Consider the following 14,284-nt stretch of genomic DNA (forward strand, 5'->3'; position numbering starts at 1 on the left):
GAGCGCGCTCGAGTTACAACGCCCGCCGCCGCGGCTCCGCCGCGCCCGGAGGAGCTCACCATGGACCGCTACACCCAGACCTTCACCGTCCGCTGGGGCGACTGCGACATGAACGGCCACGTGCGGAACACGATGTACAGCGAGTACGCCATCGAGACGCGCATGGCGTACCTGACCGCGAACGGCTTCAGCTACGAGCACTTCGGGGAGCTGCACCTCGGCCCGGTGCTGCTCAGCGAGGAGATCGAGTACCTGCGCGAGATCCGCGCCGGCGAGACGGTCGCGGTGGACTTCGTCCAGCTCGGCCTCTCGCCCGAGGGCGCGAAGTGGAAGCTCCGCCACGACCTCTGGAAGCCGAACGGCAAGCAGGCCGCGAGCATCATCGTCGCGGGCGGGTGGATGGATCTCAACACCCGCAAGCTCGTCCCCGCGCCCGCGGCGCTCGCCGAGGCGATGCGGCGCGTGCCCAGGGACCCGGCCTTCGAGGTCCTGCCCGCGCTCGGCTCCTCGCGGAGGTAGTCAGCGCTCGCCGGCGGCCCGGGCGGCCGCCTCGGCTCCCGCGTCGCGCCGCAGCGGCGCCTCGCCCCGCACGGCAGGATCGGCGCGCACCGCGGCCACCGCCGCCTCGATCCCGTGGCCGAGCCGCGCGGCGAGCTCCGGACCGTAGTACGTGCGCACCGCCTCGCCGCGGCGCGCCGCGATCTGCTCGGGCGTGTCCACGTAGCCCACGTAGCCACCGGCGAGCGAGACGATCTCCGTGCCGGGACCCGCCTCGGCGCGCCATGCCTCCCCCACCTCGGCCACCGGCTCGCCGGGCACGAACGCGAGCACCACCGGGCCGAGGCGCAGCGCGGACAGCGGGGCGCGCGCCGGGACCGCGCGATAGGCGAGGTTGCCCGCCGCGGAGCGGAGGATCGCCGGCAGCGCTCCGGGCGCGGGCGCCGGGAGGACCACCTCGCCCGTCGCGAAGCCGAGCGCCGGGGAGGCGACGCGCTCGAAGCGGAGCGCCTCCACCGTGCGTGAGAGGGCGTCCGCGTAGCGCTCCGGCGTCACCGGGCCGCCTTCGGGCAGCGCCACCGACTGATCCCCGAGCGCTCCCTGAAAGAAGAGCCGCACGCCCGCGCCCGCCGCGTCCTCGTGCAGGAAGCGGCCCGGCCAGTCGCCGGAGATGAGCCGGTTCCGCTTTCCGAGCGTGGTGGGATGCGCGGCGAGCACCGTCAGCTCGGCGAGCGGCGCGCCGCCCCGCCGCGCGAGCCGCACGGCGAGGAGCCGCGCGTCCTTCGGCCCGCCCCCGCGGCCCCGCACGAGCGCCTCCGCCCGCCCGCGCGCGAGCTGGACCTCGACGGGGGTGAGGGCGCCCGCGGCGCGCCGGATCGCCTCCGCGATCCCCGCGACGACCGCCTCGCGCATGCGCGGCTCGTAGGGTGCCGCGCCGATGCGCTCGCCGAGCAGGTTGTCCCAGTAGCCGCCCGGTCCGGCGTGCGTGTGCGTCGCGGCGAGGACGAGGCCGTCGAGGCCGAGGTCCTCGACGCGCGCGCGGACGGCGGCCTCGAGCTCCTCGGGGACGACGAGCAGCTCCGCGGACGCGAGCGCGATCCTGCAGCCCGGCGCGCCCAGGACGAGCGCGCGGGCGCCCACCGGGTCGCGGACTCCCTCGCTCGTCCAGCGCAGGCGTGCGAAGCCGGCGATGGGCGCCTCGGCCGGAAGGGTGAAGGCGGCCTCTCCCACGCCTGCCGAGAGGGCGCCCGCTCCGCAGGGGGCGACGGCGATGCGCGCCGGCTCCTCGGGCCGCTCCGGCCGCCACGGGAGCGACGCGATCGCCAGCACGATCACGGGGATGGCGAGGGCCATCGCGGCGCCGCGCAGCGCGCGGGTGGCGGGCAGCTTTTTCAAGCGTGCATCGTTATACTCCGGCGCCTCATGGGGTACGACGCCGTCTACGACAAGATGAAGGACGAGTGCGGGGTCTTCGGGATCTGGGCGCTCGGCCAGTCCGAGGAGGCGTCGAACTACGCCTACCTGGGGCTGCACGCGCTGCAGCACCGCGGGCAGGAGTCGGCCGGGATCGTCGCGACCGACGGCGAGACCCTGCACGTCCACCGCGACATGGGGCTCGTGGCGGACGTGTTCACCGCCGAGACCATCGCGCGCCTCAAGGGCGGCGCCGCCATCGGGCACGTCCGCTACTCGACCGCCGGCGGCTCGCACGTGAAGAACGCGCAGCCGCTCGCCGTGCAGTACCAGGGCGGCGCGGTCGCGGTCGCGCACAACGGCAACCTCGTGAACGCCGAGGCGCTGCGCGCCGATCTCGAGCGCGACGGCTCGATCTTCCAGGCCTCCACCGACACCGAGGTGATCGTCCACCTCCTCGCCCGCGCGCGTGCGCCGGGCGCGCCCGGCTCGGTCGAGCAGCTCGTCGGCGCGGTGCGCGAGGCGCTCTGGCGTGTGACGGGCGCCTACTCGATGCTCTTCCTCTCGCCCAAGGCGCTCGTCGCCGCGCGCGATTCGATGGGCTTCCGCCCGCTCGTGCTCGGCAGGCTCAAGGGCAGCTGGGTGCTCGCGAGCGAGACGACCGCCCTCGACCTCATCGAGGCGGAGTACGTCCGCGAGGTGGAGCCGGGCGAGCTCATCATCGTCGACGGCTCCGGGCTCCGCAGCGAGCGGCTCTTCCCCGCCCAGCCGCCCTCCCGGCTCGGCCGCTGCGTCTTCGAGCACATCTACTTCGCGCGGCCGGACTCGGTGCTGTTCGGCAAGTCGGTCTACGAGGTGCGCCACGCCTTCGGCAAGCGGCTCGCCGAGGAGCACCCCGTGCCGGCGGACCTCGTCATCCCGGTGCCGGACTCGGGCGTGCCCGCCGCCATCGGCTACGCCGAGAAGGCGGGGATCCCCTTCGCGATGGGGCTCGTCCGCTCGCACTACGTCGGCCGCACGTTCATCGAGCCGCAGCAGTCGATCCGGCACTTCGGCGTGAAGCTCAAGCTGAACGCGCTCCGCGGGGTGCTCGCGGGCAAGCGCGTGGTGGTGGTGGACGACTCGGTCGTGCGCGGCACGACGAGCCGCAAGATCGTGAAGATGATCCGGGCGGCCGGCGCGACGGAGGTCCACCTCCGCATCAGCTCGCCGCCCACCGCCTGGCCCTGCTACTACGGCATCGACACGCCCACGCGGCAGGAGCTCATCGCGAGCACGCACTCGATCGAGGACATCGCGACCTACGTCACCGCGGACTCGCTCGGCTACCTCTCGCTGCCCGGCCTCTACGCCGCCATCGGCGAGGACCGCGCCACGTACTGCGACGCGTGCTTCTCGGGCGAGTACCTCGTCGCCTTCCCGAAGCGCACCCCCGCGCCGCCCCTGCGCGTCGTCGGCGCCTGAGCCGCCGGAGCTCCCGAAGCCCGAGGTGAGCGCGCTCAATCGGGGCGGCGCCGCGCGTCGGGCGCACCGCGCGGCCCGAGCGTGCATAAGCTCGGGCGCGCATGGCGGCGAACCCCGAGCGCTTCGTCATCGCGGACGGCAGCGTCCACGTGTACCGCCTCTTCGACGTCGCGGACGCGATCGACCTCGCCGCCGCGGAGCGCGCCGTCGAGGTGGCGATGGCGGCGCCCAAGTCGCGCGCGCGCCTCACCGGCGCGCAGTCCGCCACCGCGCTCGAGCTGCCGCGCCCACCGCTGCGCGTCGCGCTCGGCGCGCGCGAGGCCCCGCTCCGCTCCCGCGGCGCGCGCACCGCCGAGGCGAGCGCGCACGTCTTCGACTACGGCGTCGTCTCGATCCTCTACAAGCTGCCCATCGCGCCCGGCACCGCGCTCGAGGAGCTCGTCGGGCTCGCGGAGGAGCTGTTCGTCTCGCCGCCGCCGGAGATCGACCAGGGGGCGCGGCGCGAGGCGGAGGAGCTCTGCCGCGCCCTGGGCGGCGCGCTCGAGCGGCCGCACCGCTGGGACGGCCTCGAGAGCTACCAGATCTTCTTCGTGCGCCGCTTCGCGGACGGACCCCTCCGCGCCCAGGAGCTGCTCGCCAGCGCCCCCGTGGCGGAGCTGCTCCTCGGCGAGACGAGCCCGGTCCGCCTCTCGACCGCCGAGCGCCAGGAGGTGCTCTCCCACCACTACACCTACCTGGAGGACGACCTCGCGGTGGTGCACTGGAACAGCGCGCTCGTGGTGGAGCCTTCGGGGGTGGAGGACATCCCCGACCTGCTGGAGTTCGCGACCGCCCACCTGCTCGAGCTGCGCTATTACGACGCGCTCCTCGACCGCGAGCTGCACCTCATCTACGACGAGATCGAGCGGGGCGGGAGCCCGGTCGCGAACATCTTCACCCGCCGGTACCGCGGCCTGCAGCGCCGCACCGCCGCCCTCCTGCTCGAGCTCTCCGAGATGGTGGAAAGGCTCGAAAATGCAGTGAAAATCGTGGGCGACTTCTACCTCGCGCGGCTCTACCAGAGCGCGGTCCGCCGCTTCCGGCTCCCGGCCTGGCAGGAGACGGTCCTGCGCAAGCAGCGGCTCCTCGCCGAGGTGAACGACCTCATCGGCGACGCCGCCGACACGAGCCGGAGCGAGCTCCTCGAGCTCGCCATCATCCTCCTCATCGTCTTCGAGATCGTCGCCGCCTTCCGCTGAGGGTGTGGCACGGCTCCCTCCCTGGAGCGGGATCGATCGTCACGATCGGCCCGTTTTTCAGGCCGATCGTGACGGCGTGAAGTTGACGGGGGGATCGGGAAGCGATATCTCCGAGCCATTCGCCGCCCTGGGCGGGCGGTCGACAGGAGGGCTTTCCAACATGACGCAGGCTCAGTTCTTCCAGGCGGTGGCCGAGGGCGCGCAGCTGTCGAAGGCCCAGGTCCGTCAGGTGTTCACGGCGGTCGAGGAGGTCGTGACGAAGCGGCTGAAGGGCGAGGGGAAGATCCCGCTCGGCGGCCTGGGCGCGGTGAAGCTCGTCGATCGCAAGGCGCGCATCGGCCGCAACCCGGCGACGGGCGAGCAGATCAAGATCCCGGCTCGCACCGCCATCAAGATCACGCCCGCCAAGGGCCTGAAGGACATCTTCAACAAGAAGGGCAAGAAGTAGCCCTTCCTCGATCGAGGTCCTCGGCGCCCGCCTGGCCCTGCGGCTCGGCGGGCGTCGCTTTTTCCGGTCATCACCTGTCGTGAACCCAGGGCGCCGCCCCGAGGGAGAGCAGCGATGAGCGTCGTCGTCGTCCCCGCCGACACCCCGGCCCTGCGCGAGCAGGCGTATGCGCTGCGCCACGACGTGTTCGTCGGCGAGCAGCGGGTGCCCGTCGAGCTGGAGCGCGACGAGCACGACGACGCGGCCTTCCACGTCGTCGCGCTCGAGGGCGCGCGCTGCGTGGGCACCGGCCGCCTCGTGCGGCAGGCGGGCGGCGTCGGGCGCGTCGGGCGCATGGCGGTGGAGCGCGGGCACCGCCGCCTGGGCGTGGGCGAGCAGCTCCTCGCCGCGCTCGAGGAGCGGGCGCGCGCCGAGGGGCTCGCCGAGATCGAGCTGCACGCCCAGTGCTACGTCGAGGCGTTCTACGCGCGGGCGGGTTACGCGCGCGCCGGCGAGCGCTTCGAGGAGGCCGGCATCCCGCACGTGGTGATGCGCAAGCGGCTCGTGCCGTGAGCGCCGTGCCGCGAGGCCGGATCAGGCGAGGGTCGTGACCTTCAGCGGATCCGCAGCAGCGTGCGGACCGTCGCGATGATGTCGGCGAACTGGACCGGCTTCTGGAGGTACACGTCGATGCCGAGCTCGGCGGCGCGGTCGCGCGCGTCGGGCCCGCCGGCGCTGATGATGACGATGGGCGTCCCGGCCAGCGCCGGATCGGCCCGCATCCGCTCGACGAGCGTGAAGCCGTCCATGACCGGCATGTACAGGTCCGCCATGACGAGGTCGACGCGGGGCGGCTCGACGAGCCGGGCCAGCGCCTCGTGGCCGTTCGGCGCGTACTCGACGGCGACGTCCACGCCGTCCCCCTCCGAGCGGAGCTTCCGGAGGGCGTACTGGTACATCTCGACCACCCGCGCGTTGTCCTCGACCACCAGCACGCGGTAGGTGCGCTTCGCCTTGCCGCTGCCGGTGCGGGCGGTCTCGGCGATGCGCGCGAGCTTGTGCCGGTCGTCCACCCGGTCGATGGGGATCTTGACCGCGACCCCCCGCGGCTGGTCCTTGGCGGCGGCGCGCGTGCGCACGACCTCCACCTCGACCTCCACGGGCTCGAGCAGCCCGGGGAAGCTCACCTGCAGCGGGACGCGATCGCCCTCGCGCAGGGACCGATCCGTGCGTATGAAGAGCCCGCCGGCCGACACGTTCTCCGTGACGTCCCGGACGGCCTGCTGCATGCCTGGATAATCCACACGGAGCACGAGCGGGACGCGGGGATCGCGACGCTTTTCTCGACCGATTTCCATCCGGAGCGGTCGAGTATACAGCGGCGGATCTCCTTGACAATCTTACATGTGCTCACTAGCCTCGCCCGCGCTTTACGCCCTGCCTTCATCGGACCTCTATGACGAATCCACCACTCGTCGGGACGGCCGAAGAACTGCCGCGGGAAAAGGTCGAGCACTTCGACCGTGAGCTCGCGGAGGTCCTTCGTCGCTACCCGCCCGATCGAAAGGCCGCGGCGATGCTGCCGGCCCTCCGCCTCGGCCAGGAAGTCTTCGGCTACCTCTCCCCCGCGGTTCAGCGGCTCGCCGCCGACCGGCTCGGCACCTCGCCGGCGCGCGCGGAGGAGGTGGCCACGTTCTACGTGATGTTCCACACCGCGCCGATCGGCCGCCACCTCGTGGAGGTGTGCACGAACGTCTCGTGCTGCCTCACCGGCGGCGACCGGCTGTTCGAGTACCTCAAGCACAAGCTCGGGGTCGCGAACGGCGGCACCTCGTCGGACGGGCGCTTCACGCTGCGCGAGGTCGAGTGCCTCGGCGCCTGCGGCACCGCCCCGGCGATGCTCGTGGACGAGGAGATGCACGAGCGGCTCGACCCGAAGAAGGTCGAGGAGATCCTGGGGAGGCTCGAGTGAGCGAGACGCTCATCCTGACGAAGCGCTGGGGGAAGCCCGACTCCGCCGCGCTGCGCACCTACCGCGCGGACGGCGGCTACGCCGCGCTCGACAAGGCGCTCGGCATGGAGCCCGCCGCCGTCGTCGACGAGGTGAAGAAGTCGAACCTCCGCGGCCGCGGCGGCGCCGGCTTCGCGACCGGGCTCAAGTGGACGTTCCTCCCGAAGGACGTCCGTCCCCGTTACCTCACGGTGAACGCGGACGAGTCCGAGCCGGGCACGTTCAAGGACCGCTACATCATCGAGCACGATCCCCACATGCTGATCGAGGGGATCGCCATCACCTGCTACGCGCTCGACATCCACGCCGCCTACGTCTACATCCGCGGCGAGTTCGCGAAGCAGGCGCGCATCCTCGAGGCGGCGGTCGAGGAGGCGCGCGCGGCCGGCATCCTCGGCTCGCGGCTCCTCGGCAAGAAGGACTTCGACCTCGAGATCGTCGTGCACCGCGGCGCGGGCGCGTACATCTGCGGCGAGGAGTCGGCCCTGCTCGAGTCGCTCGAGGGCAAGAAGGGCTACCCCCGCCTCAAGCCCCCGTTCCCGGCGATCGTCGGCCTGTGGGGCAAGCCCACCATCATCAACAACGTCGAGACCATCGCGAACGTCCCCTGGATCGTCGCGAACGGCGGCGACGCGTTCGCCGCGCTCGGCGTGGGCAAGTCGGGCGGCACCCGGCTCTTCGGCGTCTCCGGCCACGTGAACCGGCCGGGCGTCTTCGAGAAGCCGGTCGCCTACAACCTGAAGAAGCTCATCATGGAGGACTGCGGCGGGGTCGTCGGCGGCCGGAAGATCAAGGCCGTCATCCCCGGCGGCTCCTCCTCCCCGGTGCTGCGCGGCGACGAGATCGACATCTCGCTCGAGTTCGACGCGGTGAAGGCGGCCGGCTCGATGTCCGGCTCCGGCGGCGTCATCGTGTTCGACGACTCGACCTGCATGGTCCGCGCGCTCGCCCGCATCTCCAAGTTCTACGCGGAGGAGAGCTGCGGGCAGTGCACCCCCTGCCGCGAGGGCACCTCGTGGATGGAGGGCATCGTCGAGAAGATCGAGCACGGCCACGCCACCGCCGAGGACGTCGCCAAGCTCGAGCAGGTGGCGGGCAACATCGGCGGGCAGACCATCTGCGCGCTCGGTGACGCCGCCTCGATGCCGGTGCAGTCGTTCGTGAAGAAGTTCCGCGACGAGTTCCTGCGCCACGTCGAGGAGCGGCGCTGCCCGTACGGCGACCACGGCTGGGGTCTCGATCAGTCCTCTCGCCCGGCGGTGGTGGGCGGGGTGAGGTACTAGGCGATGCAAATCACGGCCGAGCTCGTCTGCTTCTGGATCTTCGCCATCCCCCTCGTCGTCACCGCGCTCGGCGTGGTGGTCGCGCGGAGCCCGGTGTACGCGGCGATGAACCTCGTCGCGGCCTTCTTCTTCATGGCCGGGCTCTACGTCCTCCTCGCCGCGCACCTCATCGCGTTCATGCAGATCCTGGTGTACGCGGGCGCGGTGATGGTGCTCTTCCTGTTCGTCATCATGCTCCTGTCGCTCGACGAGGAGCACCCGCAGCGCGAGCGCCGCAGGGCGATGCAGTACGTGGGCGTGCTCGGCGCGGTCTCGCTCCTCGCCGTGCTCGCCTCCGCCATCGCCCGCGTGCCCGACGCGGCCATGTCGACGCTCGCCCAGCCGGACCGCTTCGGCACGGTGAAGGCGGTCGGGCAGGTGCTCTACACCGAGTTCCTGCTGCCCTTCGAGGTGACGAGCCTGTTGCTCCTCGTCGCCATCGTCGGTGCGGTCGTCGTCGCGAAGGAGAGGATCTGAGCCATGGTCCCCGTCACCTGGTACCTCTGGCTCGCCGCGGTCCTCTTCACCATCGGCCTCTCCGGCGTCCTCCTGAAGCGCAACGCGCTCATCGTGATGATGAGCGTCGAGCTGATGCTCAACGCGGCGAACCTCACGTTCCTCGCGTTCGCGCGGCAGTCGGGGAACATCGGCGGGCACGCCATCGCCTTCTTCGTCATCGCGGTCGCGGCGGCGGAGGCGGCGGTCGGGCTCGCGGTGGTCATCGCCATCTACCGCACCCGCGGCAGCGTGAACGTGGACGAGGTCCGCGCGCTGCGCGAGTGAGCGTCGGTCCCTGACGGCGTCTCGGCCGACTTTCACCGCCCCGGCGCGCGCCGCGGTAAGCTCGCGGCATGATCGCTCGCTGCGCCCGGTGCCAGGGCACGTTCCAGACCGACCGCTTCGGCCGCCAGATCTGCCCGCACTGCGGCGCGGAGCTGCTCCTCGCCGATCCGAACGCGCCGCCGCCCTCGGCCGTCGAGCCGCCGCCCGCGGCGCCGGCGCAGCCCGAGGCCCCCGCTCCTGCGAGCGAGGCGCCGGCAGGTGCCGGTGCCGCCCCCGAGGTGCCGCGGGAGCCGCCGCCGCCCTCCCCCGAGGCCCCTGCGCCCGAGCCGGCCTGGGCGCGCACGTCCAAGCAGCCGGTGTGGGGCGCACCGCCCCTGCCGCCCGAGCAGGCGGCGGGCAGAGGTCCGGAGCTACCGCCTCCGCCCGGCCCGCCGCCGGGCGGCTACGGGCCGCCGCCCGGGGGATGGGGCCCGCCGCCGCCGGGTGGCTGGGGGCCGCCGCCGGGGGTTCCGCCTGGACCGCAGGGACCGGAGGCGTCCGCGCCGTTCGCCGAGCGGCGGCAGCGCGGCATCTTCTCGTCCTTCGTCGAGACCCTGAAGCTCGTCGCCACGCAGCCGGGCGCCTTCTTCCGGCGCGTGCGCGTCGACCAGCCGGGGAGCGCGGTGCTCTTCGCGGTGATCGCCTACACGGTCGGCACGCTGTTCCAGGGGCTCTACAGCCTCGCGACCGGCAGCCGCGTCGCGGAGATGCTCGAGTCGGTGGCGGAGAACATGCCCGAGGAGCAGGCGCGCTACGTGCGCATGTACGTCGAGAGCATGTCCGGCGCGTCCACGATCGCGCAGATCGTGCTCGCGCCCCTCGCCGCGCTCGTCGGCGTCTACCTGTGGGCGGCGATCGTCCACGGGATCCTGCTGCTCGTCCGCGGCGCGCCGCGCGGCTTCGGCGCGACGCTCACCGCCGTCGGCTACGCGCTCGGCCTCAACGTGCTGCTCATCGTGCCCGGCTGCGGCGGGTTCCTCGCGCTCGTGTGGGGCGTCGTCGCGATGATCATCGGCCTCGGCGAGACCCAGCGCTGCGGGCCCGGGAAGTCCACGCTCGCGGTGCTCTCGCCCGTGCTGCTCGTGCTCGTCTGCTCGTGCTGCGCCGCGATCGGCCTCGGCTTCGGCGGCATGCTGCAGGGCGGGCACGGCCACTCGGTGAGCCTGTGACGGAGGCGGTGCGCTGGCAGCGGACGGCGCGGTTCGGGCACGCCGAGGTGTTCGCGGTGATCGGCGCGCTCTCGTTCTTCGCGGCGCGCTTCCTGCCCCTCCTCTCCCTGCCCTTCGTGTGCCCGCTGCGCGGGCTCGCCGGCATCCCGTGCGCCACCTGCGGCATGACGCACGCCTTCGTCCACCTGGCTCACGGCGAGCTCGGCCGCGCGATCGCCGCGAGCCCGCTCGGCGCCGCGCTCGCCGCCGCCGCCTGGCTCTTCGCCGCGCTCGACCTGTCGCGCGCGGCGCTGGGCGCGCCGCTGCCGGTGCCCTCCGAGCGGCTCGCCCGCGGGGCCGTCGCGCTCGGGGTGCTCGCGCTGTTCGTCAACTGGGCGTACCTCGTCCTCCGGGAGATCGGCTCGTGAGCCACAGCGCGCTCGGCGTCCTGCTCGTCGTCGCCGGCTACCTGGCGGGCTCGATCCCGTTCGGCGTCCTCCTCGGCCGGCTGGTGCTCGGCGTCGACGTGCGCACCGTGGGCTCCGGGAACATCGGCGCGACGAACGTCGCGCGCGCCGGCGGCAAGAAGATGGGCGTCCTGGTCCTGCTCCTCGACGCGGCGAAGGCCATCGTGCCCATCCTCGTCGCGCGGGCGCTCCTCGCCGGCACGCCGCGGGCGGAGCTCTTCACCGTGCTCGTGGCGCTCGCCGCCTTCGTCGGCCACCTCTTCCCGGTGTGGCTCGGGTTCAAGGGCGGCAAGGGCGTCGCGACCGGGCTGGGCATCTTCGTCGTGCTCGCGCCGTGGGCCGCGCTCGGCGGGGTCGTCGCGTACCTCGTCGCCTACGGGACGACGCGCATCTCCTCGGTGGGCTCGCTCGCGGGCACCGCCGTCTGCGCGATCGTGACCTTCGCGCTCCACGGCCCCGCGAGCCCGGTGAGCTGGGCGGGGGTCGCCCTCGCGGCGCTCATCGTGCTGCGCCACCGCGAGAACATCGGGCGGCTCGTGCGCGGCGAGGAGAAGCGGATGCGCGTTTGAGCGCCGCGGCCTTCCCGCGCGCGCCGCGCTACACGTTCGGGATCGGCGAGACCTCGCCCACCGGCCGGATGAGCACCTGGCGAGGCTTCACGCCGTTCGCCGGGCCGACCACGCCCTCGCGCTCCATGCGCTCGATGATCTTCGCGGCCTTGTTGTAGCCGAGGCGCATCTCGCGCTGGAGCTTCGAGACCGAGACCTCCTCCATGCGCGAGACGAGGTCGAGCGCCTGGTCGTAGACCGGGTCGTCGTCGTCGGAGTCGTAGCGGCCATCCCCGCCGCCCTCGCGCGTCTTGAGGATCGAGTCGTCGTAGACCGGCTTGCCCTGCTCCTTGAGGAACTCGACGACGCGCTGCAGCTCCTCCTCGGAGACGAAGGCGCCCTGAACGCGCGTGACCGGCTGCGTGGCGGTCAAGACGAGCATGTCGCCGTCGCCGAGCAGGGCCTCCGCCCCCGGGCCGTTGATGATGGTCTGCGAGTCGTGGCGCGAGGCGAGCCGGAAGCTGATGCGGGCCGGGAAGTTGTTCTTGATCATCCCGGTGATGACGTCCGTCGACGGGCGCTGCGTCGCGACGATGAGGTGGATGCCGGTCGCGCGCGCCTTCTGGGCCAGGCGCGCGAGCGAGATCTCGACCTCGCGCGGCGCGGTCATCATGAGGTCGGCGAGCTCGTCGATGACCACCACGATGTAGGGCAGCTTCTGCGGCAGCTTCTTCTCGTCGCGGGCCGCCACCGGGTCCGCCGGCGGGGGCGCAGTGGGATCCTCGAACTCGGGGCTCGCGAGCACGGGCTCCGGCGCGGCCTCGGCGGCCGCCGCGCGCGCGGCGGCCTCCTCCTCGGTCTCGCCGGCGACCTCGTCGACCACCACGAGCTTCCGGGGCGGCGGCGCGTCCTTCTCCTCGAACGTGCGGCTCTCGGCGCGGAGCTTCTCGACCTTGCCGTTGTAGCTCTTGAGGTCCTTGGAGCCCGTGTCGGCGAGGACCTGCGTCCGGCGCTCCATCTCGTCCACCGCCCACTGCAGCGCCCGGGCGGCCTTCTGCGGATCGGTCACGACCGGGAGGAGCAGGTGCGGGATGTCCTCGTAGAGCGACAGCTCCGTCATCTTCGGGTCGACCATGATCATCCGCACCTCCGCCGGCGTCTGCCGGTAGAGGAGCGAGCAGATCATGGTGTTGAGGCCGACCGACTTGCCCGAGCCGGTGGTGCCGGCGATGAGGAGGTGCGGCATCCGCTGCAGATCCACGCAATACGGGATGCCCTCGATGTTCTTGCCCAGGCCGAGCGGCATGAACCCGCCCGCGGAGGCGAACGCCTCGGACTCGAGGATGTCGCGCAGGTAGACCGTGGCGCGGTCGCGGTTCGGGACCTCGATGCCCACCACGCCCTTGCCCGGGATCGGCGCGATGATGCGGATCCGCGTGGCGCTGAGCGCCATCGTGAGCTCCTTGTCGAGGTTCTCGATGCGGGCGAGCTTCACGCCCGCCACCGGAGAGAACTCGTAGAGCGTCACGACCGGGCCGGGCCGGATGTGCTTGATGACGCCGTCGACGCCGTGCTGCTCGAGCGTCGCGACGATGACGTCGGCGACGCGCGTGAGGGCCTGCTCGTCGACGGCCTTGGCCTTCTCCTCGTGCGCGTCGAGGATCTCCGCCGAGGGGAGCTTGAAGACGTCGCCCGCCTTGGTGAAGGCGAACGCGGGGACCTCCTTCTTCTTGTCCTTCTTCTTCCCGCGCTCGAGCATCGCCTGCGAGACGATGATCTCCGGGCGGGCGGGCGGCGTCGGCGGCTCGGGCAGCGGCTCGGGCGCGGCGGCCTCGGCGGCCGGCAGCTCCACCACCGCAGCGGCCTTCGCCGCGGCGGGCTCCTGCTCCTCGCGCGCCTTGCGGCGCTTCCGGGCCGGGGGCTCGGCGGGCTCCGGCTCCTCGGCGGGGGCCGGGGCGGCGAGGCCGCTCACCCAGGCCGGATCCTCGAACCCGGTGCGGCGCGCGTGCTCGATGGCGAGCGCGGTCGCGACGGCGCGCGCCTCCTCGCGCGAGTCGTCGTCATCCGCCTCGACCGAGGCGGCGTCCGCGAGCGCCTCCTCGCCGGCGCGGCGCTTCCGGTCGGCCTCCTCGTCCGCGCGCAGCTCGGCGACGGCGATGCGGTGCTCCTCGACCGCGGCCGCCACCCGGTCCGACGCGAACCCGAACAGCCCGCGCGCGAGGTCGGTGAGGAAGCCGCCGATCGTCTGCGGCTTCACGTCGGCCGCCACGATGAGGGCGACGACGCCGGTGGCGGTCACGACGATGGCGCTGCCCCAGGTCGAGAGGAGCCCCTCGGCGTTCGCGCTGAGCGCGCGCCCCACCGCGCCGCCCGCCGGGAACGACGCGACGACGTGGGCGCCGAGCGCGAGGTGGCCGAGCGTCGCCACGCAGAGCGTGAGGACGGCGTAGGCGACCGCGGAGACGATGGAGAGCCGCGGCGACGCGCCGCGGAAGAGCCGCCAGGCGGCGGCCCCGAGCGCGACGGGCAGGACGAGCGCGGAGAACCCCAGCACGCCGTAGACGGCCGCGGCGAGGCTGTGCCCGACCGGGCCGACGAGGTTCGAGGGGGCCATGCCGCGCGCGATGAGCGCGCCGTCGAGGGACGAGTAGGTCGCGAGGGCGAGGCCGCTCGTCGCCGCGAGGGCGAGGAGCACCACCGCCCCGACGTCGCGGGCCATCCCGGTGCGCGGCGCCTTCTGCGCCCCGCCGCGCGGCTCCGCCTTCCGATCGCCCTTCTTCGGGCGCTCCTTCTCGGGAAGACGACGGTTGGACCTGGCCTTGCCCATGCGCGCGACCACCTGCCCCTCGCTCCGTGAAACGCCCGCGCCGCGGTGCTGCCACGCGGGCGCACCCGGGCCCGCCTCGAACGGACGAGGTCCCGTCCA

General features: G+C 73.0%; 15 protein-coding genes. 12 read left to right on the forward strand and 3 right to left on the reverse strand.

What is annotated here, in order from left to right; all coding sequences use genetic code 11:
- The first annotated feature begins 60 nt into the window (after positions 1-60).
- On the forward strand, positions 61-519 hold the full coding sequence (locus tag MNZ39_RS07820; protein ID WP_242337053.1) for a thioesterase family protein: 459 nt from the start codon (positions 61-63) through the stop codon (positions 517-519).
- On the opposite strand, the gene MNZ39_RS07825 is transcribed toward MNZ39_RS07820, so the two are convergent.
- Positions 520-1,893: a neutral/alkaline non-lysosomal ceramidase N-terminal domain-containing protein gene (locus MNZ39_RS07825; RefSeq protein WP_242337056.1), complete on the reverse strand. Its 1,374-nt coding sequence runs from the start codon at positions 1,891-1,893 to the stop codon at positions 520-522.
- 27 nt (positions 1,894-1,920) lie between these two features.
- Here MNZ39_RS07825 and purF point away from each other — a divergent pair, with 27 nt between their 5' ends.
- From purF to MNZ39_RS07845, 4 genes are all read left to right on the forward strand, one after another.
- Entirely contained in the window at positions 1,921-3,375 is a 1,455-nt protein-coding gene (gene purF, locus MNZ39_RS07830; protein ID WP_242337059.1) for an amidophosphoribosyltransferase, read from the forward strand.
- Between the two features lie 101 nt (positions 3,376-3,476).
- On the forward strand, positions 3,477-4,613 hold the full coding sequence (locus MNZ39_RS07835; RefSeq protein WP_242337062.1) for a hypothetical protein: 1,137 nt from the start codon (positions 3,477-3,479) through the stop codon (positions 4,611-4,613).
- Between the two features lie 160 nt (positions 4,614-4,773).
- On the forward strand, positions 4,774-5,061 hold the full coding sequence (locus tag MNZ39_RS07840) for an HU family DNA-binding protein (protein WP_242337065.1): 288 nt from the start codon (positions 4,774-4,776) through the stop codon (positions 5,059-5,061).
- Between the two features lie 114 nt (positions 5,062-5,175).
- The gene (locus MNZ39_RS07845; protein ID WP_242337068.1) at positions 5,176-5,613 is read left to right on the forward strand and encodes a GNAT family N-acetyltransferase; all 438 of its coding nucleotides are present in this window, start codon (positions 5,176-5,178) and stop codon (positions 5,611-5,613) included.
- A gap of 41 nt (positions 5,614-5,654) precedes the next feature.
- Here the strand turns inward: MNZ39_RS07845 and MNZ39_RS07850 are convergent, their stop codons facing one another.
- Positions 5,655-6,398, reverse strand: coding sequence for a TIGR02266 family protein (locus MNZ39_RS07850; protein WP_374109397.1), 744 nt, complete (start codon positions 6,396-6,398; stop codon positions 5,655-5,657).
- A gap of 98 nt (positions 6,399-6,496) precedes the next feature.
- Here MNZ39_RS07850 and MNZ39_RS07855 point away from each other — a divergent pair, with 98 nt between their 5' ends.
- The 7 genes from MNZ39_RS07855 (at position 6,497) to plsY (ending at position 11,379) form a co-directional block, all read left to right on the forward strand.
- On the forward strand, positions 6,497-7,012 hold the full coding sequence (locus MNZ39_RS07855) for an NAD(P)H-dependent oxidoreductase subunit E (RefSeq protein ID WP_242337075.1): 516 nt from the start codon (positions 6,497-6,499) through the stop codon (positions 7,010-7,012).
- The gene (gene nuoF / locus MNZ39_RS07860; RefSeq protein ID WP_242337078.1) at positions 7,009-8,334 is read left to right on the forward strand and encodes an NADH-quinone oxidoreductase subunit NuoF; all 1,326 of its coding nucleotides are present in this window, start codon (positions 7,009-7,011) and stop codon (positions 8,332-8,334) included. The genes MNZ39_RS07855 and nuoF overlap by 4 nt, the downstream gene beginning before the upstream one ends.
- 3 nt (positions 8,335-8,337) lie before the next feature.
- Positions 8,338-8,850, forward strand: coding sequence for an NADH-quinone oxidoreductase subunit J (locus MNZ39_RS07865; protein ID WP_242337080.1), 513 nt, complete (start codon positions 8,338-8,340; stop codon positions 8,848-8,850).
- A gap of 3 nt (positions 8,851-8,853) precedes the next feature.
- Positions 8,854-9,156, forward strand: coding sequence for an NADH-quinone oxidoreductase subunit NuoK (gene nuoK / locus MNZ39_RS07870; RefSeq protein ID WP_242337083.1), 303 nt, complete (start codon positions 8,854-8,856; stop codon positions 9,154-9,156).
- Between the two features lie 68 nt (positions 9,157-9,224).
- Positions 9,225-10,364 carry a YIP1 family protein gene (locus tag MNZ39_RS07875; protein WP_242337086.1) on the forward strand — a complete coding sequence of 380 codons (1,140 nt, stop codon included), beginning with the start codon at positions 9,225-9,227 and terminating at the stop codon, positions 10,362-10,364.
- Positions 10,361-10,771 carry a DUF2752 domain-containing protein gene (locus tag MNZ39_RS07880; protein WP_242337089.1) on the forward strand — a complete coding sequence of 137 codons (411 nt, stop codon included), beginning with the start codon at positions 10,361-10,363 and terminating at the stop codon, positions 10,769-10,771. The genes MNZ39_RS07875 and MNZ39_RS07880 overlap by 4 nt, the downstream gene beginning before the upstream one ends.
- Positions 10,768-11,379: a glycerol-3-phosphate 1-O-acyltransferase PlsY gene (gene plsY / locus MNZ39_RS07885; RefSeq protein WP_242337093.1), complete on the forward strand. Its 612-nt coding sequence runs from the start codon at positions 10,768-10,770 to the stop codon at positions 11,377-11,379. The genes MNZ39_RS07880 and plsY overlap by 4 nt, the downstream gene beginning before the upstream one ends.
- A 28-nt stretch (positions 11,380-11,407) precedes the next feature.
- On the opposite strand, the gene MNZ39_RS07890 is transcribed toward plsY, so the two are convergent.
- Positions 11,408-14,185, reverse strand: coding sequence for a DNA translocase FtsK (locus MNZ39_RS07890; protein ID WP_242337096.1), 2,778 nt, complete (start codon positions 14,183-14,185; stop codon positions 11,408-11,410).
- Positions 14,186-14,284 lie beyond the last annotated feature (99 nt).

The sequence above is a fragment of the Anaeromyxobacter sp. SG66 genome (genome assembly GCF_022690805.1).
GTDB classification, from domain to species: Bacteria; Myxococcota; Myxococcia; order Myxococcales; family Anaeromyxobacteraceae; genus Anaeromyxobacter; species Anaeromyxobacter soli.